Genomic DNA, 22512 nt, shown 5'->3' with positions numbered 1-22512 from the left:
TTTGACGACATTATGGCGTACTAGAAAGAGAGTAGGATTACGATAAGGGAGATGGAGAAAGATGGGGAGTCAGCTACGCATTCAACTGACCGAACAGAAAAAAGAGAAGCCTGCCAGCGACAAGCTTGGATTTGGCATTCACTTTACCGACCACATGTTTAGCATGGAATACACCGAAGGAAAAGGTTGGCACGATCCGCAAATCGTCCCGTACGCTCCGCTGGTGCTCGATCCTGCGGCGATGGTGTTTCACTACGGCCAAGCTGTGTTTGAGGGACTGAAGGCGTATCGCAACCAGAACGGGGAAGTCCGCTTGTTCCGTCCTGACCAGAATTTCAAACGGCTGAACCGCTCGCTTGCTCGACTGGATATGCCGCAAGTGGACGAAGCGCTCATGCTGGAGGCGTTGCAAAAGCTGGTCAGCATCGAAAAAGAGTGGATTCCGACAGAAGAATCGACTTCGCTGTACATTCGTCCGTTCGTTATCGCCACGGAGCCGTACATCGGCGTACGTGCCGCCCACAGCTACAAGCTGTTGATTCTCCTGTCCCCGGTAGGAGCGTACTACGCGAGCGGGATGAAGCCTGTCAAAATTTACGTGGAAAACAGCTTTGTCCGTGCCGTGCGCGGCGGTACCGGAAATGCCAAGGTCGCAGGCAATTACGCGGGCAGCCTGAAAGCCCAGACCGAAGCGCATGCCAAGGGCTACGAGCAGGTTCTGTGGCTGGACGCTATTGAAACCAAATACATCGAAGAAGTAGGCAGCATGAACGTCTTTTTCAAAGTGAACGGCGAAATCTGGACTCCGGCGCTCAACGGCAGCATCCTCGAGGGGATCACCCGCGACTCCACCATCCAACTGCTGAAACATTGGGGAATGCCTGTCATCGAGAAGCGCATTTCCATCGAAGAACTGCTGCAAGCCCATCAAAACGGCCAGTTGGAAGAAGCGTTCGGTACAGGTACGGCTGCGGTTATCTCTCCCGTCGGCGAGATGTGCTGGAACGACAACATTATGAAAATCAACGGTGGCGAGACCGGAAGCCTGACGCAAAAGATATATGACAGCATTACCGGCATTCAGTATGGTTTGGCAGAAGATCCTTTTGGCTGGTCTGTCAAAGTAGAAGAGTAAGCTAGTACGAAATCTCATCTGCCTGTTTCGGGCAGGTGGGATTTTTACTTTATCTTGAATAATCTGGAATCTTGCTTTACCATTTTCTGTGAAGGAATAGAATGATATAGAAGTAGAACGATGGAGGTGTTGATACGATCGTGGAAGAGATTCGTCCTGTCACGCTGGCAGACCTTGAGGAAGCTGTAAGAATCATCGGGATGGCCTACCCGGGGAACGAGCTGTTGACCGAAGCAAACAGACAGCTCTATACCGCAAGAGTCAAAGATACGATCGAAAACGATACACATGCCAGTTTTCACGGATGCTACCGTGGCGAGAAACTGGTCGGGACCATGAAATGGTTTGACTTTTCCATGAATGTCCACGGCACCAAAATGCTGACGGGCGGGATCGGCTCCGTCGCGGTCGATCTTTTGTACAAAAAGGAAAAGATCGCCAAGCAGATGCTGCACAGCTTCCTGTATTCGTATCGCGAGCGCGGGATCAGTCTCGTATCCCTCTATCCGTTTCGCGTCGACTTTTACAAACAGATGGGCTTTGGCATCGGCTCAAAAATCAATCAGTACAAAATCAAACCGTCCAGTCTGCCGTATCGCAACAAGGGCGAGATTGCCTATCTGGGGATCGCGGACAAGGAGGATGTGCTTGCCTGTTACAACCGGGTGGTGCGAAAGACGCATGGCATGATTAGCCGCAACGAGACGCAAGTCAGGCAGTTTCTGGAGCAGCCGCAGCGGATCGTCGTGGGCAGCCGCGATCGCGAAGGCGGACTTGGCGGTTATCTCGCTTTCCGTTTCGAACGAGCCCATCCGGAAAACAGAGGATACAATAACATCGCGGTAGATGAATTCATCTACGAGACGCGGGAGGCCTTTGCGCAGCTTCTCTCTTTCCTGCATAGCCAGGCCGATCAGGTCCAGCGCATCCTGCTCTCGACGCAGGACGAGCACTTCCAGCACCTGCTGTCTGATCCCGGCAACGGCTCGAACCGGATGCTGCCCAGCATCTATCACGAGAGCAACGCTTCAGGGGTCGGGTTGATGTACCGGATTATCGACGTTCCACTGTTTTTCCATCAGTTGTCCCGCAATCGCTTTGGCACGCAAAGCTGTCTCGTCCGCTTTACGCTCCGCGACACGTTTATACCGGAAAACGACGGCTCCTGGCTCATCCAGTTCGAGGAAGGGCTGCCGCAGGTAGTGGATGGCGGACAGGCCGACGCAGAGGTGACCATGGACATCTCGGACTTCTCTTCTTTGGCGATGGGAGTCGTCAGCTTTGAGAAGCTGTATTTGTACGGGTTGGCAGAGCTGGACGATGAGAGCAAGCTGCCGCTCGTGCAGCATCTGTTCGCCGGCTTGTCCAAACCGACCTGTATGACGGCTTTTTGACAATCGAATCGTCACGAAAATGACATAATTTCAGGTTCAGCCAGCAAGTTCGGCGGCCCTCCCCCATATGATGGTAAAAAGGGAGGGGGCTTTGCCGATGATTTATCTTACACTGGTTGTTTTCTTCGGCTTTTTGTTGGTCATCTGGGTAGTGGTGAAACTTTTGTTCAAATTGAATCGTCAGGACTCGTTTCATTTCGACCGTCAGCATGTGTGGGAGACCCATAACATCAACAAAAAGGATATGTATCCCCCGGGACCGCCGAAAACGTAACAGCCCTGTTCGAAAGAGGTGAACGCAATGAATGGCATTACAGTGGGACATAAGCGTGAATTCTTTCGGCTGAATCTGGATCCTCCCTTGTGCGCGGATATGACAATCGTTCTCGTGAAAGGCAAAACGCTGGAAACTGGCAGCACTCGGGTATTGATCGAAGACCTGGGGGCGGGCGGACTGCGCTTTCTGTCCCATCTGAAAATGCCTGCCAGCGATCAGCTTGTCCTGCAATTCGATACGGAGCTGTGCGGGAAAAAGATTTCCATGTATGGACACGTCGTTCGCAGTATTCCATGGGAAAATGAATTTTACGAATACGCGGTCCGCTTCACGATGGACGAGTCACAGCATTTGGAAATCAACCGGCTGGTCAATCAAATTGCGATTCGCTTCCGAAACCGGCGTGTCGCTTACGAAGGACGGACGTATTCTGGCGATCGCCGGGAATTTTTGCTGGAACAGCGAAAAAACACATAGGACGCATTTTGCACTCTGTACGCTCCTATGGAGGATGAGGCGTTCTCAAATGAAAACCAAACAGCCCCTGCCGCCAGCGAGGGACTGTTTTTTTTGTGGGAACGATTGTTGTTGTACGATTGTTTACCGCATTGGCTGCGCTTGCTGCGCGAAGTAGTTCAGCTCTTCATCAGCGGTAATGTAGTCGGTATGGACCATCAAAAGCAGGTAGCGTCTGCCCGTTTGCGGATCGCTGAGGATGATGTGGTCGCGGCCTGCGGTCTCCAGTACGCCGCGGAAAATTTTGGCGTTCCATTGGGTATTGTTTTCAAATGTTTGGTAGACTGTAATGACTTTTCCGCGGTTGAGGCGCAAGATGTTCTCGATGTAGGACTCTTCGACGAACGGCTGCTGTCCGGGTGCCAGCGGGAGGCCGGGGATCATCTGGCCGCTTGGCTGCATCGGCACCATTTGCGGCTGCTGCATTTGCGGTTGTGGGGCAAAGCCGTATGGATACTGGGCAGAAGGATACATTTCATACCCGAACGAAGGATAGGGCATTTGTTGACTCATGATGTACTCGCTCCTTTTTCTGTCTGTTCTCAAAACACTTCTGGACAATCCTCACGTGATGGGACGAAAAAGCAGTGTGCCTTGAAGCGGCCAGAATTTTGCTGGTTCCACCAGGTAGGCGGGCAGTTTCCTGTCGGACGGTAAAACCAGAGCGCATTGGATGCCGGATGCTGCCGCTCGCCTTTAATGACACGTCTCGCCAGACGTCTATCCTTGTCTCGGGCAGGCTGATAGAAATACGATTTCTGGACTGCTTCGAAGCCGCCGGGGGATTGATAGACCATCTGCCGAACGCTGCGGATATTTCGAAAATCAAGGCAGTTGCCACGAATGCGGTTGACCCCGACATTGCCCACCATCAGCATGCCGAGCTGGCCTTCTCCTTCCGCCTCTGCGCGCATCAGCCTTGCCAGCATATCCACATCGCTGCTGTTTGCTTTGATGACCGCCAAGTGCTTCACCTCCTCGAAAACTCACAGTATCAATATATGGGTGGTACTGTGATGGGTGAATGACAATGGCGAGATTTCCTGCCGCTCTACCGCCGCTTTTTTGCGAGCTGCTTCACGACGATCCAGATGATCGCCACTGCTGCGGCTGCAGCCAAAAGGCTGGCTTCCATGTATGTATCCAATAGCTCCTTGGCATGCTTCCCGTAAAAATAGAACAAAAATCCGATCAAAAAAAACTTCATTCCCCGCCCGAGAATGGCAAAGAGCATCAGTTTTGTCAGCGAATAGTTGAAAACGCCGCACAAGATGGTGAACACCTTGAATGGAATCGGAGTAAATGAGCCGACCAGTACGGCGGCATCCCCGTTTTTTTCGAACTGCTTGGTCGCCAGAAGCGTCCACTTTTCCGGCAGCAGCCGGTTCAGGATGGGTTGTCCCAGCCATTTGCCCATCACGTATCCGACAGGTGCTCCCAGCAAGGAACCGGTAAAGGCGATCAGGGCAATCCAGAGCGCCTCCGTCGGCTGAATCAGACTGAGTCCGATTTGCAGAAAAAAAGGCGGCAGGGGGAGCAAAAACGAATCCAGCAGGGAGACAATAAACAGCCCCCAATTTCCGTAATCCATGAAAAACTGCGAAAGTTGTGCAAACATCGGTTTCTCCTTCGAGTATCGACTTTTCTCTTTACTACTTGCGCGCACCCGGCGCATCGGTACCTCACTACTATAATATGAAGTTGTCCAAAGACAAAGACCGGTTCGCTTTTTGCACTTCCCCGTCACGCTTCTAGGCTGCAGTCCGGTTGGACATACTGTTAAAGATTTTCGCTTCGTCCAGAAAATAGGAAAGCGAACCACCACAGCCTAGAAGGAGGTTACCGATGTGATGAACGGACATCAGCGGTATGGAGCCCATGAAGTGATCGAGCTGCACGAAGTATTGAACAACGCCCTTGACGCACTGAATACGGTGCAGCTATACGCGCCTTATGCGACGGACCCGGAACTGGTCCAGCTTGTGAACCATCAGATGAATTTCATGCTGCAGGAGTACAATGCCATGGTCCATATGGTGAACGGCTTGGGAGCAGGGGAAAGCGTGCCGTATCGGCCACGCACACAGCCGTACACGGGAGCGGGCATGATGTCCGGCTTGCACCAGTCTGCGACCCAGCAGTCTGCACCCGTGCAGACAGCGCCAGTCGACAACCGGGACATCGCGTCAGCCCTGCTCGGGATGCACAAGGCAGGGGCAAAAGGAAAAATGGCAGCAGCGCTGGAGACGGCACATCCGCACATTCGCGAGATGCTCGTGAACGGTGCAGTCAACTGCTCGCATCAGGCGTACGAAGTGTGGGGCTACATGCAGCGAAAAGGCTTGTACCCACTGGCCGTTCTCCCTGTCGAGGCAAACGCGCAGCTCCTTCGCGGGTACCAGCCGCTCGACAAGCCGAATCCGGCTGCTACGTCTGTCCCGTCAAACACTGCCCCTTACCAGGTGCCAGCTACACAGTCGCCTAATAGCAATAACGGGGCTGTGATCGGCGGGGAACAGCCATACAGCGCGGTCAATGCCAACTATCCGTACGTACCTGCAGCAACGCAGGACAATTCGATCCTGTCCGTAACCGCAGATGATGCGTCCCTGTCCGCAGCAGTGCTGTACAACGAAGCGGAAGACCAGATAGGTGTATTGACCCAGCAAACAGAAGGAAAACAGCCTCGCGGACGCAAAAAAACGACGTGAACAACTGGGAAGTACGGATTAAAAACAGCTGCGGTTGTCATTGACGATAGGAAAGAATATCCATTACTATAGAAAGAAAAGACAAACCAGCAGGAGGAGCCATGAAAACGCTAGGTTCGGGGAAAGTCGTCTACTACGCACCGGATGGTACCAATTTGCAGCTATCTGGTGAAATCGATGTCCGCAACGACCGTATCTCTGTCACGGAGATCATTTATTTTAACGGCAAACCAAATGGCGCTCGCGAGACGAATGTGCCTTTGGCAGGCTCGGTCATTTACTGGGAAGCAGAAGTATACGAAGAAATCGGTTTTGAATAACGCTGTCCATCTAGCTGACAAGACAGCCCCGCACGGTATACGACGCGGGGCTGTCTGTTTTTTCCTGTCGGAAGGTGCTTACCCCCCAGCTATAGCCGGGGGGATTGTCATATGGTATGATGTGTTGTGATATGGAACAACGTATAGGAATCAAGGAGTGATCCTGATGATCGACAGCATCCTGGAAAGGGCGCTCGCAGGAGAACGTCTGGGCCTGGAAGACGGTCTGGCACTGTTCGCGAGTGACGAGATCGAAAAAATAGGCCATTACGCCAATCTGGTCATGGAAAAATGGCATCCGGACCCAATTGCTACTTTTGTCATTAGCCGCAATATCAACTATACCAATGTTTGCGACACGTACTGCCGTTTCTGCGCCTTTTACCGCCCGCCGGGATCCGCAGAAGGATACGTTCTCCCCAGAGAGACGATTTTCCAAAAAATTCAGGAAACCGTCGACGTCGGCGGCACGGAAATTCTCATGCAAGGCGGGACCAATCCCGACCTGAAGCTGGAGTATTACACCGATTTGCTGCGCGCCATCAAGCAGCGTTTCCCGAACATCACGATGCACTCTCTGTCAGTGGCAGAAGTGTTGAAAATCGCCGAAGTTTCCAACATGAGCGTGGAGGATGTGCTGCGCGAGCTGAAAGCGGCCGGACTCGATTCCTTGCCGGGAGCAGGTGGAGAGATTTTGGACGATCGCACGCGCCGCAAAATTTCCCGTCTCAAAGGCTCCTGGAAAGACTGGATCGAGACGCAAAAGGCGGCTCATCGCGCCGGACTGCCTGGAACGGCGACGATGGTCATCGGCTTTGGCGAAGAGATGGAGGAGCGCGTCCTCTCCCTGATGCGCATCCGCGAGGCACAGGACGAGACTGGCGGCTTCAAGGCGTTTATCGTCTGGACGTTCCAGCCGGATAACACCAACATGAAAGCCGTCAACAACACGCCGGAGGAATATCTGAAAACGCTGGCGATCAGCCGACTGATGCTCGATAATGTGGAGAACCTGCAAGCCTCCTGGGTGACGATGGGACCGGAATACGGACAGCTTTCCCTGCGCTACGGGGCGAATGACTTCGGTCAGACGATGATGGAGGAAAACGTCGTCTCTGCCGCTGCGTGTACATACAAGGTCAACACCAACCAGATTTTGGAGTTGATTCGCGGTACAGGCAAAATCCCCGCACAACGCGACACCCAGTACAACATCTTGCGCATCTTCAAGGAAGGCGAGACAGCCGAACGCGATTTTGTGATGCAAAACTAAAAAGCAATACGCAACGCGCTTCCCGGTTTCCCTGTTATGTCAGGTGGAACGAACTGGGAAGCGTGTTTTTGTTGTCCGCCTACTGATACTCCTCCCACTCTTTTACAGCTTCCGCTCTAGCAGCATGGCATGCACCCGTTCGCTGTTTCCAACCGTTTAAAAGTATATCGCCTACTGCGGGACATATACTGTAACTACAATTTGCGGTTGGGGGGATGGGCATGCAGTCATTCCGTGTATGGGTGGAAAAGGTCCCTGCGCTTCGCGACACGTATCGCAGTATCGTAAACAAGATGACAGAACGGGTCAACACCGCACCAGTGCGCATTACATACAAGGAGCTGGAGCAGGGGGAGTACGTCCTGTTTCACTTTCAAAGCTGGTGCGAACGGGAGTATGACGCCCAAACCATCGAGTGGGCGAGAGCATTCGTAGCCCTGACCATTGCCGAGTGGGTTCTGGAGGAAAAAGAGCCGCAGGTCATGGACGAAATCGCGGCGCAATTGCTGGAAGCAGAGCAGTTGGAAGAGGAATGGCCGGAAATCATCCCCTACGTCAATCGCATTTGCCAGGAAAGCGATCTGGCTGACGGGCTCGCGCACGAGCTGTTTACCGCGACGACGCGAAAGGCAAAAGTATATCGAAAAGCGTTTGATTATCTCGAAGAGGAAAGGTCAGTCAATCTGTCCGGCTTCGTCCGTTTTCGCTTGCAGGAGCATTGGCAGGAATTGTACGAATCGATCGAGACAGCTATTGACGACTATCTCGAGGATAAGCAGTACCACGAATTCGTCGAACTGCTGCGCTATTTCATCTCCGTGCAGGACATCAAGCAGGAGGTCGTACACGTCGTTCCTAGTGTGGACAAACCTTTCCACCTTTATGATAAAAAAGGAAACCGCCTGTGGCTGGAGCAGCTGGATGCCGTGTTGAGCCTGGAAGAGCAAAAATACCGGGACGAGGATTATCTCGTCAGTGCGCTCGTCACATTGGCACCGAAAAGCATCGTGCTGCACATGGCTTCGGACAAACCGGCGCTGGTCCCGATGATCCGCAGCATTTTTGACAATCGCTTGACCACCTGCCATTCGTGTCAGCTTTGCCGTGCGGGCAGACGCCTACTTGACGCGCACAATCCGACTAAACTATAATGAGTTAACAACTGCACAGTACGCAAAATACGATGAGAAGGACATGGACCTTGTGCCAAGTCGCTTTCAGAGAGGCGGGACATTGGCTGGAAGCCCGCTGCGAACGCATCTGGATCTACCCCCTTCGAGTTGCTGCCGGGAACGAAGCATTTCATGCTTTCAGTAACGGCACGCCGGTGACAAGCCGTTATGCCAATGAAGAAGTTTGTTTGCCTATGTCGCAGACAAGCTTGAATCAGGGTGGTACCGCGAGACAACACTCGTCCCTTTGTGGGATGGGTGTTTTTTTATTTTCTCACTACAATTACGCAGGAAAAAGGAAGGAAGAAAACAAGTGGCACAAATCAACATTACGTTTCCAGATGGAGCAGTACGTCAGTTTGAAGCAGGGGTCAGCATCGCCGACATCGCGGGCGCAATCAGCGCCAGCCTGAAGAAAAAGGCGGTAGCAGGCAAAAAAGACGGCAAGGTCGTCGATCTTAACACGACATTGGAAGAAGATGCGGCGATTGAAATCGTCACGCTCGATTCACCGGAAGGGCTGGAAGTGTATCGCCACAGCACTGCCCACTTGCTGGCGCAGGCTGTCAAGCGAATTTACGGCAAAGAGGTCAAGCTCGGCATCGGTCCGGTTATCGAGGATGGATTTTACTACGACATGGACATCCCCGTTTCGCTGACACCAGAGGACCTTGCCAAGATCGAAGCGCAAATGGAAAAAATCATCAAGGAAGACTTGCCGATCCAGCGCAAAGTCGTCAGCCGCGAAGAAGCGATCAAGATTTTCGAGGGCATCGACGATCACCTGAAGCTCGAGCTGATCCGCGACCTGCCGGAAGATGCGACGATCACGATTTACGAGCAAGGCGAGTTTTTCGACCTGTGCCGTGGTCCGCATTTGCCTTCTACCGGCTACATCAAGGCATTCAAGCTGATGAGCGTAGCAGGCGCCTACTGGCGCGGCAAATCCGATAACCAGGTGCTGCAGCGCGTATACGGGACAGCCTGGCCGAAAAAAGCGGAGATGGACGAATACCTGCACTTCATCGAAGAAGCGAAAAAACGCGATCACCGCAAGCTGGGCAAAGAGCTGGAACTGTTCATGTTCTCCGAGGAAGCGCCGGGCATGCCGTTCTACCTGCCAAACGGCTTTATCGTCCGCAACGAGCTGGAACAATTCTCCCGCCGCTTGCAGCAGTTGGCGCAATACACAGAGGTTCGCACTCCGTTTATTATGAACGAACGTCTCTGGCATCAATCCGGTCACTGGGACCACTATCACGAGAATATGTACTTCTCCGAGGTGGACGATACGAAATACGCCTTGAAGCCGATGAACTGTCCGGGACACATGCTGATCTACAAAAACACGATGCACTCCTACCGCGACCTGCCGATTCGTTTTTCCGAGTTCGGACAGGTGCACCGCCACGAGTACTCCGGTGCGCTGAACGGGCTTTTGCGGGTGCGCACGTTCTGCCAGGATGACGCTCACGTCTTCGTCCGTCCTGACCAGATCGAAAGCGAAATCAAGTCCATGATCAAGCTGATCGACAGCATTTACAAAGTGTTTGGCTTCGAATACAGCGTCGCCCTGTCCACTCGTCCAGAGGATTCCATGGGCTCCGATGAACTGTGGGAAATCGCGGAAAGCTCGCTGAAGCGCGTGTTGGAGGAAGCGGGCATGCCGTATGAGATCAAGGAAGGCGACGGTGCTTTCTACGGTCCGAAGATCGACTTCCAGATCACCGACGCCCTGAAGCGCCGCCACCAGTGCGGAACGATCCAGCTCGACTTCCAGATGCCGGAGAAATTCGACCTGACCTACGTCGGACAGGACAACGAAAAGCATCGTCCGGTCGTTCTTCACCGCGCGATGTACGGCTCGATGGAACGCTTCATCGGCATCCTGATCGAGCACTATGCGGGTGCTTTCCCGACCTGGCTGACACCGGTACAGGCGCGTCTGATGACGATCAACGAGGCGCATGTGGCGTACGCCGAGCAGGTGAAGGAAAAAATGCAGCAGGCTGGTATTCGCGTGGAACTGGATGCGCGCAATGAGAAAATCGGCTACAAAATCCGCGAAGCCCAGGTGCAAAAAATCCCGTACATGCTCGTCATCGGGGAAAAAGAAGTGGCAGAAGGTGCCCTGTCCGTACGCCGCCGCGGTGTAGGGGACGAAGGCTCGATGACCGTGGATGCCTTTATCGAAAAAATCACGACCGAGATCAAGGAACTGAAATAGCAACATCGAAAAAAGGAACTGCTCCTCACAGAAGAGAGCAGTTCCTTTTTTAGTGCCCTACGTATTTGGCGTACAAGGTGCGCGCAGTGGCAATGTCATCGGTGCCTTGCACCAGCACGCGTCCGTCGGCAAAGAAGACGAGCGTGTGGCCGTCCACTTCAAACCGCAGCAAAAAGCGATTTTGCTCGATCCGACCGAGCTTTTCCAGGCGCACGGCCAGCTTCTGAAAATCGGTCTTGTGTGGAGCCGCCGGACGAATCTGTACCGTATCCCGCCCGCATAAGCTGGCAAACTCATCACTTTGTGCGCCGCCGATCTCCAGGTAGTCAAACTTCCCATTTCCACAGGCGGGACAGTCAGGGCTGCGCCCGTTGGCCAGCGGGATGGACAGCGAGTCGTTGTCCCACAGATCGAGTTGTTCCAGATTGGGATTGAGGACGTCGTATGCCCCCGTCAACAGCTTCAGTCCCTCCGTCGCCTGGTACGAGGCGATGACGTGAATAATCGGACCGATGACTCCTACTGTATCGCATGTCTCGCCCTGTCCGGCAGGCGGATGGGGGAACAGACAGCGAAAGCACGGCGTCTCACCCGGTCTGATCACTGCGTACATCCCTCTTGCTTGGACGGCACCGCCGTACACCCAGGGAATGTGGTGTTTGACGGCGACATCATTGAGCAAATAGCGCACCTGAAAATTGTCCGTCCCATCGAGAATGAGGTCGGCATCGGCGAGGAGACTTTCCGCGTTGCCCGCGTGCAGGTCGGCTACGATTTCTTCCACCTGCACCAGTGAGTTGATGGCTCTCAGCTTGCTGGCGGCAGCTACTGCCTTGGGCAGATGCCCGGCAGCGTCCTGCTCGTCGTACAGCATCTGTCGCTGCAGGTTGCTTGGCTCGACAAAATCCCGGTCGATCAGACGCACATGCCCGACGCCGGCTCTGACCATATGGTTGGCGAGAACGGTGCCCAGCGCGCCCATGCCGACGACGGCAACCTTTTTTTGCCCGAGCAGCTCCTGTCCTTTCGCTCCGATCGGCGCAAACAATACTTGTCTGGAATAACGCGAGCGGTTGTCCATCCCGAATCCCCCCTCAACAGATCATCCTGCCCAAGACAAAATCCTGCAGCATCGGCGAAGCAGGACGGTTGAAAAACGATTCTGTCTCTGCTTGCTCGACAATCTCCCCCTGGTAGACGAACAGGCACGACTCGGCCAAACGCCTGGCCTGCGGCAAATTGTGCGTAATCATCAAAATCGTCGTCTGTCGTTCTTGATGAATCGTTTGGATCACCCGTTCAAAAATGGAAATGTTGTACGGATCGAGGCTGGCAGTAGGCTCATCGAGCAGAAGCAGGGCAGGCTCGAAGACGAGCGCGCGGGCGAGAGCGACTCGCTGCGCTTCGCCCCCTGACAAGGTATCCGCACGCTGGTTGGCGAGGGAAGCCATTTCCACCAGCTCCAATGCATCCATGACCAGCGGGCGGATCGCTTTCTTGTCCCGTTTGCGGTAGCGCAGCCCCAAGGCGACATTGTCGAACACGGTCGCCTGGAACATCGCCGGTTTTTGCGCCACGTAGCCCATCTGCCGCTGGATCGGCAGCCCTTTCTGGTAGCTTAGCGAGGCGAGGTCCAGCTCCGTGCCAAAAAAGTGCAGCGTCCCTGTCTGCGGCTTTTCCAGCAGGTTGATGATGCGCAAAAGCGTGCTTTTTCCTGAACCGCTGGGACCGACCACGCCGTAGAAGCGGCCGCGCTCAAAGGCAATCCGCTCCGCCTGCAAAACGGTGCGCTGTCCGTAGCTCACTTTCAGATTATGCAATTCCAGTCGCTTCATGTGGTGTGTCGCCGTCCCTTTTTCATTTGATTGAGTACCCCGACGAGCAGGAAGCTGTTAAACGCAAAGCTGATTGCCATCAGCACGAGCCCGAGCTGCAAGCCCGCGGCAAAGTTGCCAGTCCGCGTTTCCAAAATGATCGCAGTCGTCATCACCCGCGTGTGATGCTCGATATTTCCGCCGACCAGCATGACCGCTCCTACTTCGGAGATCGCTCTCCCGTACGCTGTCGCCACACCTGCCCAGATGCCCCCTTTGGCCTCCCGGATGATCGTCAGCATCAGCTGCAAGCGGCTTGCCCCCAGGCTTTTCGCTGTCTCCCAGTAGCTGCTTTCCTTGGCGTGGACGGCGGCCATCGACAATCCGGTGAGTATCGGGGTGACCAGTACGACCTGGGCGATAATCATCGCCTCCGGGCTGAACAGCAAGTCCAGAAAGCCAAGCGGTCCGTAGCGGGAGAGCAGCAGGTAGACGAGCACACCGACGAGTACCGGCGGCAGTCCCATACAGGTGTAGACGATCGCGATGACGATTTGCTTTCCGGGAAAAGTGGACAGTCCTAGGAATGCTCCGAGCGGGATGCCGATCAGCATGCCGATTAAGACCGAAGTTGTAGTTACCTGCAGGGAGAGCCAGATGATCTCTCCTACATCTGCTGACATATACATGGCTGCAGGCTCCTACCTGGGTCGGGCGTCAGGGACGAACAGTCCTTTCCCGTATGTCTCCTGTCCGAATTCACCGATCAGCTTCTGGCCTTGCTCTCCGGTGAAAAACTCGATCAGCTTCAGCCCTGCTTCCTGCTTTTGCGACGATTTCACCTGGATGATCCCGTACGGGTTGAACAGCGCCTCGTCTCCTTCAAGCAGCACTTCCAGGTTCAGGTCGCGCGAGAGGAAGGTGGCTTCGTCCGTCAGGGTGTAGGCACGTTTTTCGTCCGCCATCTGGAGCGTTTCGCCCATGCCCTGGCCCGATGAGAGATACCAGTCGCCTTCTGGGGCAATCCCTGCTTCCTGCCAGATGCTTTTCTCCTTTTTGTCCGTACCGGAATCATCCCCGCGGGAAATAAACGAAGCCTTTTTGTCGGCAATTTGTGCGAACGCTTCCGTAGCCGAAGAAAGCTGTTTGATGCCAGCCGGATCTTCCGCCGGTCCGACGATGTAAAACTGGTTGTACATCACATCGTAGGCATTGATCCCGAAGCCTTTTTCCACAAATTCGTCTTCCGCAGGCCGGGAATGAACAAGCAGCACATCGGCATTCCCGTCCTCGGCCAGCTTGATCGCCTGCCCGGTGCCGACTGCGACTACCTTTACCTTGATCCCGCTCTGTTCCTCGAAGACGGGAAGAAGTGCGTCGAGCAGACCGGAATCCTCTGTGCTCGTCGTCGTGGCCAGCGTGACCTCCTCTGCGGGTCCGGCAGCAGTCGGGCTGGTCGAACAGGCCGCGAGAAGCAAGGACGTCATTATTAGCAGTAGAAAGGAGAATGTGCGAACGCGTTTCATCTTTTTCAGCTCCCTGGAATAAAATCATAGCAACATCAGTCATGTGGCAGCAGGTGTCTAGGGCCTGGCATTGGCGGCATCATCCAGCCTGATGACCGAGCCGGTGCGGGCGATGCTGTATCCGCCCTGGGCCACTACAGCTTGTCTGAATGAAGGGTCATGCAGGACGTCGAGCAAGGTTTGGAAGCGTTCCTGCTGTACGTAACGGGCGGGGATGACGAGGTCGTAGCGTTCCTCGTGAATGGGGAAAAAATCAAGTCCGAGCCCATTGGCGACGCTTTCAATTCCCAGTGCGACGTCGGCTTGACCTTGCAGGATTGCGGCTGCCGTCGCATAATGCGTGGTCAGCTCTTGCTCGTAGCCGGGGATGTGCTCCGGGGAAATACCCGCGTGATTGAGCTGGTAGTCCAGCAGCATCCTCGTGCCGGAGCCTCGCTGTCTGTTGGCGATTCGATGGCTGCCGCTCAAAAGCTCCTGCCAGCTCGTAATCATCCGAGGGTTTCCTTTGGGAACGACGAAGCCCTGCCAGCGGCTGACCAGGTTGATCACGCGCACATCTTCATAGGGCAGGAGGCAGCGGATGTGCGACAGGTTATACTCGCCTGTCAGCGGGTCCAGCAAGTGGCAGCCTGCTATCTGCACCCGTCCCTTGTACAGCTCGATCAACCCGTCGAGGCTGCCGCAATAGGCGGGGAGCAACGTGACGCCTCTCCCGGAGAGCATGCGAGCCAGAAGATCGACGGCCAGGTCGTGGCTGCCGGCAAAAGCGATATCCCCAGCCTCCACTTGGCTTATGGCAGTCGGGACGGCGAAAGGAGGGAGATGCTCATCACGTGATCTGTTGCGCTGCATGAACTGACCGAGATCGCTGCGAGCGATGCGCAGCGTCCGACCGATTTTCGAGGCTGGCAATTCTCCGCGCTTGATCATTTCGTAGACGGTATAGCGAGTCAGTTTTAGTTCGGAGGCCACCTCGTCGGGAGTCAGGTATTCTTGCTCCATAAAAGTTTCCCCCTTGCTCCGTCATGTTGGTTTTGTTTGGTTGCATTTGGTCTGTTTTGGTTGGGAAGTTTTTACTTGTAACCAACATACTGTACCAGTGGACACGACGCAAGATTATATTTCCAAAATTCCATATTTTCTAATTTAAAGCGCTTTTTTTGCAGGGAAAATCAAGGGAAAAGTCGAACTTTGTTAGCAACTGCTTTGTGTTGCCAAATACGTTTCCACGATGGATTAAGAAGGGGGCATGAACCGTGAAATTGGGTGGATTCAAAAACCGTGAAATGGTGGTTGACCTCTCCGCGAAATCAGTCGACTACCGGGAAATCAACGAAGAACTTGCACGCAAGTTTGTCGGAGGCCGCGGTCTTGGCGTAAAGTACGTCTATGACAACGGTCCGCAGGTGGAGCCTTTTTCCGAGGAAAACATCCTTTGCATGATGACAGGGCCGGTTACGGGTTCCCGCTCTGCGATGAGCGGTCGTCTCTGCATGGTGACCAAATCCCCGCTGACGGGAACGGTCACTGATTCGCACATGGGCGGATGGTCTGCGGCGCGTCTGAAATGGGCTGGCATCGACAACGTCATTATCAAGGGAGCGAGCGACAAGCCCGTCTACCTCTACATCGAGAACGGCCAGGGAGAGCTTCGCGATGCGAGCGATCTGTGGGGTTCGGGAACGCGAGCGACAGTGAAGGCGATGCAAGATCGCTACGGCAAGGAAGACTTGAGTGTGATCTGCATCGGACAAGCGGGAGAAAATCTGATTCGCTACGCCGGCTTTATGAACGAGCATGACCGTGCGGCAGGGCGCGGCGGCACGGGAGCCGTTGCCGGGTACAAAAAGCTGAAAGCGATCGTCATCAAGGGAGCGCAAAAAGGCAACATGCCGGTCCCGGCTCTGGACGAAGATTACAAAAAAGCCAACCAGAAGGCGCTCAAGGCGATCATGGAGGGCGGTTTGACCGCGCCGAAAAAAGGCGGCCTGTCCGTGTATGGCACCAACGTCCTGACCAACATCATCAACGAAGTGGGAGCGCTTCCAACGATGAACTCCAAAGTCACCCATTTTGCCGGGGCGGAAGGGCACAGCGGCGAGACGGTCAATGCCACACTGTTAGTCGCGGACAACACCTGCCACGCTTGTCCGGTCGCCTGCAAAAAAGAGGTCGAAGTCAAGGAAGGCAAGTATAAAACGCGCGTGGAGAGCTTCGAGTACGAGTCGGGCTGGGCACTGGGTGCCAACTGCGGCGTGAGCGATGCGGCGCCGATTTCCTATCTGATCAACATGTGCAATGAGTACGGCATGGATACGATTGAGCTGGGCAATACGCTCTCCTGTATGATGGAGGCGTACGAGCGCGGCTTGACGGAAGAGAGAATCGACTGGGGCGACGCCGACCGGATGATCGAGCTGGCAGAAATGCTGGTCTTCCGCAAAGGCATCGGCGACGTGCTGGCAGAAGGAACGACGCGTGCGGCAAAATACTTCGGCGATGAAAATCTGGCGATGTGCGTCAAAGGGCAGGCAATTCCTGCATACGACCCGCGCGGCATCCAGGGAATCGGCCTCGGCTACGCGACCAGCAACCGCGGCGCCTGCCACCTGCGCGGCTACACGGTAGCGAGCGAAATCGCCGGCATCCCGATGCCGACGGACCGTCTCAAGCCGGAGGGCAAAGGCGAGCTGCTGAAGGTGTTCCAGGATATGCTGGCATTCTCCGACTCGATGAACATCTGCAAATTCTCTTCTTTCTCGGAGAACGCAGAAAATTACGCGGAGCAGTATTCGGCGATGACAGGCGTACAGGTGACGGCTGACGACGTGATGAAGATCGGGGAGCGTATCTACAATCTGGAGCGCCACTACAACAACCTCGCCGGCTTCAACAAGCGGGAGGACGACTACCTGCCCAAGCGCTTCACGGAGGAGCCTGCCACGGGCAACAGTGCGGGCCATGTCAGCCAGCTCGATCTCATGCTGGACGAATACTACCAGGTCCGCGGCTGGGTGGATGGCGTCGTTCCGGAAGCCAAGCTGAAGGAATTGAACATCGTCTGAAAGCAGAAAAAGGTGGATGTTCCTCCACCTTTTTCTTGACTTGTTGTGCTACCCGCCTACTCGCAGTACCTTGATGCGAAAACGGTCCAGCACGCGGGAGAGAATGGCTTCATCGGCAGCGGTAAAACGGATGAAGACAGCGTTGACATGAAAGCGGGAGGTAATCGTCACGACCTCCTCCCGCAGCATTTCCGCCTGCCACTCACCGCTGTTGACGCACAGGGGCAGTGTGATCTTTTCGCTGGCGCTGCCGGCATCCGCATCGGTCTGCCCTGCACATTCCCGCAGGTAGGTGGCCAGTTGGGTCAGCGAGATGCCGCGCAGCTCCAATGTCTGCTCGACCATTGCGTCAGCCCCCCGCTACTGGCGGGAAGAGCGCAAACTGGTCCTCTTCCTTGACGCGGGTTTGCAGCCCTTCCAGGTGGATGATGTTTTGACCGTTTAAAAACACGTGCACAAAAGGCTTGAATGTGCGCTCCGGTGTGAAGACCTCCTCCTCCAGAGCGGGGTACATCTGAATCAGGGTCTCCATTACGTCGATGACCCGATTTCCGTTGTCGAGAGGGACTTCCACCGTTTTTCCCTGACAGATTTCACGAAAGTTGGCAAACACTTTTACTTTCATTTTCGGAAAAGTCTCCTTTTTCCCAACATTATAAACGATCACGAGAAGAATCGAAATCACGGATATGGTGGGAGGCCGTTATGAAGTTCTTCAATGTTAAAACGGTAGCACAAACTTTGGAACTGATCGCAAACGAATACAGGCCCATCCGCGAGCCGTTCGAACTTCCCTTGGCCGAAGCGTTGGGGATGGTACTGGCGGAGGATGTTCGTTCCGGCGAAGAGGTGCCCCATTTTGCCCGTTCGACAGTGGACGGATACGCAGTTCGTGCGCAGGATACGTACGGCGCTTCCGACTCGCTGCCTGCTTTCCTCGATATCCAGGGCAAAATCGAGATGGGCAAGGCTGCGGACATCCCGCTTGGCGAAGGACAGGCTCAGGCGATTCCTACAGGCGGAATGTTGCCTGTTGGAGCAGACAGCGTAGTGATGATTGAGCATGTCGAGGAAATAGGCGATTTGCTCAATGTATTTCGCCAGGTTGCGCCCGGGGAAAACGTGATCCGCGCCGGCGACGATGTAGCCCAAGGGGAAGTCGTGATGACAGCGGGACAGAAGCTGCGTCCGCAAGACCTGGGCGTGCTTGCCGCGATCGGCAGGACGAAGGTACATGTCTATCCGCGTCCGGTCGTGGCGATTTTGTCCACAGGCGACGAAATCGTTCCTGCCGACAAGGCCGAGCTTGCGCCGGGGGAAGTGCGCGACGTGAACAGCATGACGATCGCGGCGGCAGCCCGGGCGTGCGGCGCCGAGGTCATCGAGGGAGGAATTGTGCAAGACGAGTACGAGCGCTTTGCTGCGCGGGCGCACGAGCTGTTTCAGCAGGCTGATTTGCTGATTTTGTCTGGCGGCAGTTCGGTCGGCACTCGCGACTATACAGAACAGGTGATGACATCGCTTGGCGATCCTGGCGTATTGGTCCACGGTGTTTCGATCAAGCCGGGCAAACCGACGATTCTCGCCAAGGCAGCGGGAAAACCGGTGCTTGGACTGCCGGGTCATCCGGTCTCTGCGCTGATCGTCTTCCATCTGTTCGCTGTCCCGCTGTTGGCCAGACTGCAAGGACAGCGGGCAGAGCAGGCGGATAAGCGAGTGACAGCCCGAATCGCACGCAATATCGCCAGTGCAGTAGGCCGTTCCGATTACATCCGCGTGCAGCTCGAGGAGCGCAGCGACGGCTTGTGGGCGATACCCGTCTTTGGCAAATCAGGGCTGATCTCCACACTGGTCAAAAGCGACGGCATGGTGGAGATCGAAGCCAACAAGGAAGGTATACTTGAGGGCGAGTTTGTCCGTGTACATTTGTTTACGTAGTCTGGTACATTGAAGACAGAAGTGATGCAGGAGGAGTAGCATGCGGAAAATCTACTTGGAAGACACGCCGCTGCAGGAAGCGCAGGAGCAGATCAAACAGCGCATTCACTTTTCGCCGCAGGTGGAATGGATTCCGACGCGCGAGGCGCTGGGGCGAGTCACGGCAGAGCCGATTTACGCCAAAGTATCCATGCCCAATTTCCACGCCTCGGCGATGGATGGCATCGCCGTCAGGGCGGAAGCGACGTACGGAGCTGACGAGCAGCATCCAGTGCGGCTCAAGCGGGACAGCGATTATGTAGAGGTAGATACGGGCGATCCGATACCCGCTGGCTATGACGCTGTGATCATGGTGGAACACATCCATCAGGTGGATGAGAAGACCGTGGAAATACTGGAGTCGGTCGCCCCCTGGCAGCACATCCGGCCAATCGGCGAGGACGTGGTGGCAGGCGAGGTGATTGTACCTGATCGGCACAGGCTGCGGCCCGTGGACTTAGGAGCGCTATTGGCGGGAGGAAACGTCACGGTACCCGTCCTGCGCAAGCCGCGCGTCGCCATCATTCCGACCGGTACGGAACTGATCGAACCCCGTGAACAGGTGGCGGAAGGGGAAATTATTGAGTTTAACGGGACGGTGTTTGCCGCCTACCTGCAAGAGTGGGGAGCCGAGCCGGTGTACCTTGGCATCGTCGAGGACGACTATGGCAAAATCAGGGATGCACTGAAAGCCGCCGTACAGGACGCAGATATGGTACTCTTAAATGCAGGATCTTCTGCCGGACGGGAAGATTTTACCGTTCACGTCGTGGAAGAACTGGGAGAAGTGCTGACCCACGGTGTGGCTACGCGCCCGGGAAAACCGGTTGTAGTCGGAGTTGTGGAGGAAAAACCGGTAATTGGACTGCCGGGCTACCCGGTTTCTGCATACCTGAATATGGAATGGTTTGCCCGTTTGCTCGTAAACCATTACTATGGTCTAGTGGAACCAGAGCGGCAGCGTCTGAGCGTGACGATGGGCAGACGCATCGTCTCCGTCATGGGTGCGGAAGATTTTATCCGGCTGACGGTCGGATGCATCGACGGGACCTACATCGCCAATCCTTTGACACGCTCTGCCGGAGTGACGATGTCGATGGTGCGGGCGGACGGACTGTTGCGCATCCCCCCTGGCCATCTCGGCTATGAACAAGGGGAGACGGCAGAAGTGGAGCTGTTCCGCTCACCGGAAGAGATTCGCCGTACGATCGTCGCGACCGGGAGCCACGACCTGGCGATGGACGTACTCCATTCGCTGCTTCGCAAAGCCAATCCCGGGCGTTTCCTCGTCTCGTCGCATGTCGGCAGCATGGGAGGAATCCTCGCGATCCAAAAAGGCGAGGCGCATGTGGCCGGGGTTCACCTGTTTGATCCGGATACAGGGACGTACAACCTGCCTTATCTGGAAAAGTATTTGCGGGATCAGGATTACGTTCTCGTTCAGCTCGTGTACCGTCAGCAAGGATGGCTGGTGCCAAAGGGAAATCCGCAGGGAATCCAATCCGTGCGCGATTTGACGAAGCCAGGAATAACCTACATGAACCGCCAAAGAGGAGCGGGAACCCGACTGCTTTTTGATTATCTGCTCGCCCAGGAAGGCCTGCAGCGGGAGCAGATTTACGGATATACGCGTGAGGCAGTTTCCCATTTGAGCGTGGCAGCCGCCGTCGCCGGGGGAACGGCTGATGCAGGACTTGGCATTTTCTCAGCCGCCGCTGCGATGGACCTCGATTTTGTTCCAGTAGCAGAGGAGCGGTACGACCTGCTGTTCAGCGGCTCTTTTTTCCGCAGCGAGGAAGGCCGTGAACTGCTGGCATGTATTCGTTCGCCATTGTTCGCACAAGAGGTGGAGGCTCTCGGAGGGTACAGTTGCCGCGATTCCGGCACGATCCTGTACCAGTCTTTCTCCGGCTGTACGAGCCAAACCTAGCAGATAAAGAAAGGAGAGTGGTCTTCGATGTCCAATCACATGCTAGATAAACGAAAGCGTCCTCTCCGTGATTTGCGCATTTCCGTTACTGACAAGTGCAATTTTCGCTGCCAGTATTGCATGCCGGCAGAGATTTTCGGACCGGATTACCCGTTTTTGCCGCAGAGCAAATTGCTTACTTTTGAGGAAATTACCCGCCTGACACAAATTTTTACATCACTCGGCGTACAGAAGATCCGCATAACCGGCGGAGAGCCGTTGATGCGCCGGGATTTGCCCGAATTGATCCGGATGATCCGCCAGGTGGAGGGTGTCGAGGACATCGCCATGACTACCAACGGATCGCTGCTGCCCAAGCACGCGGAAGCGTTGAAGGCGGCGGGACTGGATCGCGTCACCGTCAGTCTGGACAGTCTGGATGACGAGTTGTTTGGAAAGATCAACGGCCGGGGCTACAAGGTCGAGGATGTGCTGAAGGGAATCGAGGCGGCCAAGGCAGCCGGTCTCGGAATCAAGATCAATATGGTCGTGCAGCGCGGCGTCAATGACGGCGAAATCTTGCCAATGGCCCGTTTCTTCCGCGAAAAAGGACACATCCTGCGTTTTATCGAGTACATGGACGTGGGCAACACCAACGGCTGGCGACTGGACCAGGTCGTACCTTCGCGCGAAATCGTGGAGATGATCAGCCAGGAGATGCCGCTTGCGCCGGTCGACCCCAATTACTTCGGCGAGGTCGCCTCGCGCTATCGCTACGTCGGCGATGAACAGGAGATCGGCCTGATCTCGTCTGTCACCCAGGCGTTCTGTTCCACGTGTACCCGCGCGCGCCTTTCTGCGGAGGGCAAGATGTACAACTGCCTGTTCGCCTCCAACGGGACCGATTTGCGCGACCCGCTGCGCACCGGGAAATCGGAGAAAGAGATCAGCGAGTTGATTCGCGGCGTCTGGGAGAAGCGGGATGACCGCTACTCCGAAGAGCGCCTGAATCAGACGCCGGGGCTGGAACCGCGCGAAAAGGTGGAAATGTCCCATATCGGCGGATAAGCGACAAGCAAGTCTTGACAAATACAGGAGCACCCTGTATGATTAAGTATGTGTAAAAACACTTCATACTTCGAGAACAAGCAGAGGCGCCCAGCTTCTCACCTGGGTCGACGTCCTAACAGACTGTT

Annotated in this window: 23 protein-coding genes; 13 read left to right on the top strand and 10 right to left on the bottom strand. The window is 55.1% G+C overall.

Going from position 1 to position 22512, the window contains the following annotated elements; translation table 11 throughout:
* Positions 1 to 61: 61 nt before the first annotated feature.
* From ACAF76_RS15520 to ACAF76_RS15505, 4 genes are all read left to right on the top strand, one after another.
* Positions 62 to 1135: a branched-chain amino acid aminotransferase gene (locus ACAF76_RS15520; protein WP_400164311.1), complete on the top strand. Its 1074-nt coding sequence runs from the start codon at positions 62 to 64 to the stop codon at positions 1133 to 1135.
* Between the two features lie 140 nt (positions 1136 to 1275).
* On the top strand, positions 1276 to 2529 hold the full coding sequence (locus tag ACAF76_RS15515; RefSeq protein ID WP_400164310.1) for an enhanced intracellular survival protein Eis: 1254 nt from the start codon (positions 1276 to 1278) through the stop codon (positions 2527 to 2529).
* A 97-nt stretch (positions 2530 to 2626) separates the two neighbouring features.
* Positions 2627 to 2803: a hypothetical protein gene (locus tag ACAF76_RS15510; protein ID WP_400164309.1), complete on the top strand. Its 177-nt coding sequence runs from the start codon at positions 2627 to 2629 to the stop codon at positions 2801 to 2803.
* 27 nt (positions 2804 to 2830) lie between these two features.
* Positions 2831 to 3283 (top strand): PilZ domain-containing protein, encoded by a 453-nt coding sequence (locus ACAF76_RS15505; protein WP_400164308.1) that lies wholly within the window; start codon positions 2831 to 2833, stop codon positions 3281 to 3283.
* Positions 3284 to 3406: 123 nt separating this feature from the next.
* Here ACAF76_RS15505 and gerQ read toward each other — a convergent pair whose 3' ends face one another.
* The 3 genes from gerQ to ACAF76_RS15490 form a co-directional block, all read right to left on the bottom strand.
* The gene (gerQ, locus tag ACAF76_RS15500) at positions 3407 to 3835 is read right to left on the bottom strand and encodes a spore coat protein GerQ (protein ID WP_400164307.1); all 429 of its coding nucleotides are present in this window, start codon (positions 3833 to 3835) and stop codon (positions 3407 to 3409) included.
* Between the two features lie 29 nt (positions 3836 to 3864).
* Positions 3865 to 4287 carry a cell wall hydrolase gene (locus ACAF76_RS15495; RefSeq protein WP_400164306.1) on the bottom strand — a complete coding sequence of 141 codons (423 nt, stop codon included), beginning with the start codon at positions 4285 to 4287 and terminating at the stop codon, positions 3865 to 3867.
* 86 nt (positions 4288 to 4373) lie between these two features.
* Entirely contained in the window at positions 4374 to 4940 is a 567-nt protein-coding gene (locus ACAF76_RS15490) for a YqaA family protein (RefSeq protein ID WP_400164305.1), read from the bottom strand.
* Positions 4941 to 5172: 232 nt separating this feature from the next.
* Here ACAF76_RS15490 and ACAF76_RS15485 point away from each other — a divergent pair, with 232 nt between their 5' ends.
* From ACAF76_RS15485 to thrS, 5 genes are all read left to right on the top strand, one after another.
* Positions 5173 to 6033, top strand: a complete 861-nt coding sequence (locus ACAF76_RS15485; RefSeq protein ID WP_400164344.1) for a spore coat protein — start codon at positions 5173 to 5175, stop codon at positions 6031 to 6033.
* A gap of 101 nt (positions 6034 to 6134) precedes the next feature.
* A complete protein-coding gene (locus tag ACAF76_RS15480; RefSeq protein WP_400164304.1) occupies positions 6135 to 6353 on the top strand; it encodes a hypothetical protein in 219 nt (72 codons plus the stop codon).
* A 166-nt stretch (positions 6354 to 6519) separates the two neighbouring features.
* Positions 6520 to 7626, top strand: a complete 1107-nt coding sequence (mqnC, locus tag ACAF76_RS15475; protein ID WP_400164303.1) for a cyclic dehypoxanthinyl futalosine synthase — start codon at positions 6520 to 6522, stop codon at positions 7624 to 7626.
* Between the two features lie 221 nt (positions 7627 to 7847).
* Positions 7848 to 8777: a sporulation protein YtxC gene (ytxC, locus tag ACAF76_RS15470; protein WP_400164302.1), complete on the top strand. Its 930-nt coding sequence runs from the start codon at positions 7848 to 7850 to the stop codon at positions 8775 to 8777.
* A 334-nt stretch (positions 8778 to 9111) separates the two neighbouring features.
* A complete protein-coding gene (thrS, locus tag ACAF76_RS15465; RefSeq protein ID WP_400164301.1) occupies positions 9112 to 11025 on the top strand; it encodes a threonine--tRNA ligase in 1914 nt (637 codons plus the stop codon).
* A 49-nt stretch (positions 11026 to 11074) separates the two neighbouring features.
* Here the strand turns inward: thrS and ACAF76_RS15460 are convergent, their stop codons facing one another.
* The 5 genes from ACAF76_RS15460 to ACAF76_RS15440 are packed head-to-tail and all read right to left on the bottom strand — an operon-like array spanning position 11075 to position 15367.
* A complete protein-coding gene (locus ACAF76_RS15460) occupies positions 11075 to 12106 on the bottom strand; it encodes a ThiF family adenylyltransferase (protein ID WP_400164300.1) in 1032 nt (343 codons plus the stop codon).
* Between the two features lie 13 nt (positions 12107 to 12119).
* Positions 12120 to 12860, bottom strand: a complete 741-nt coding sequence (locus ACAF76_RS15455; protein WP_400164299.1) for a phosphate ABC transporter ATP-binding protein — start codon at positions 12858 to 12860, stop codon at positions 12120 to 12122.
* Complete coding sequence (locus tag ACAF76_RS15450) at positions 12857 to 13528, bottom strand: ABC transporter permease (RefSeq protein WP_400164298.1); 672 nt, start codon at positions 13526 to 13528, stop codon at positions 12857 to 12859. The genes ACAF76_RS15455 and ACAF76_RS15450 overlap by 4 nt, the downstream gene beginning before the upstream one ends.
* Before the next feature lie 12 nt (positions 13529 to 13540).
* The gene (locus ACAF76_RS15445) at positions 13541 to 14365 is read right to left on the bottom strand and encodes a substrate-binding domain-containing protein (protein ID WP_400164297.1); all 825 of its coding nucleotides are present in this window, start codon (positions 14363 to 14365) and stop codon (positions 13541 to 13543) included.
* A 57-nt stretch (positions 14366 to 14422) separates the two neighbouring features.
* Complete coding sequence (locus ACAF76_RS15440; RefSeq protein WP_400164296.1) at positions 14423 to 15367, bottom strand: substrate-binding domain-containing protein; 945 nt, start codon at positions 15365 to 15367, stop codon at positions 14423 to 14425.
* Positions 15368 to 15621: 254 nt separating this feature from the next.
* Between ACAF76_RS15440 and ACAF76_RS15435 the strand changes: the two genes are divergently transcribed.
* Positions 15622 to 17430 carry an aldehyde ferredoxin oxidoreductase family protein gene (locus ACAF76_RS15435; RefSeq protein WP_400164295.1) on the top strand — a complete coding sequence of 603 codons (1809 nt, stop codon included), beginning with the start codon at positions 15622 to 15624 and terminating at the stop codon, positions 17428 to 17430.
* Positions 17431 to 17478: 48 nt separating this feature from the next.
* Here the strand turns inward: ACAF76_RS15435 and ACAF76_RS15430 are convergent, their stop codons facing one another.
* Entirely contained in the window at positions 17479 to 17775 is a 297-nt protein-coding gene (locus ACAF76_RS15430) for a hypothetical protein (protein WP_400164294.1), read from the bottom strand.
* 4 nt (positions 17776 to 17779) lie between these two features.
* On the bottom strand, positions 17780 to 18055 hold the full coding sequence (locus tag ACAF76_RS15425) for a ubiquitin-like small modifier protein 1 (protein ID WP_400164293.1): 276 nt from the start codon (positions 18053 to 18055) through the stop codon (positions 17780 to 17782).
* A gap of 80 nt (positions 18056 to 18135) precedes the next feature.
* Here ACAF76_RS15425 and glp point away from each other — a divergent pair, with 80 nt between their 5' ends.
* Genes glp through moaA form a run of 3 tightly spaced genes read left to right on the top strand, consistent with a single transcriptional unit; the run spans position 18136 to position 22384 of the window.
* Positions 18136 to 19368 (top strand): gephyrin-like molybdotransferase Glp, encoded by a 1233-nt coding sequence (gene glp / locus ACAF76_RS15420; RefSeq protein ID WP_400164292.1) that lies wholly within the window; start codon positions 18136 to 18138, stop codon positions 19366 to 19368.
* A 40-nt stretch (positions 19369 to 19408) separates the two neighbouring features.
* A complete protein-coding gene (locus tag ACAF76_RS15415; RefSeq protein WP_400164291.1) occupies positions 19409 to 21337 on the top strand; it encodes a molybdopterin biosynthesis protein in 1929 nt (642 codons plus the stop codon).
* A 27-nt stretch (positions 21338 to 21364) separates the two neighbouring features.
* A complete protein-coding gene (gene moaA, locus ACAF76_RS15410) occupies positions 21365 to 22384 on the top strand; it encodes a GTP 3',8-cyclase MoaA (protein ID WP_400164290.1) in 1020 nt (339 codons plus the stop codon).
* The last annotated feature ends 128 nt before the right edge of the window (positions 22385 to 22512 follow it).

The sequence above is a fragment of the Brevibacillus sp. TJ4 genome, from assembly GCF_044627595.2.
Lineage (GTDB): Bacteria > Bacillota > Bacilli > Brevibacillales > Brevibacillaceae > Brevibacillus.
This window is presented reverse-complemented; position numbering and strand designations above follow the sequence as displayed.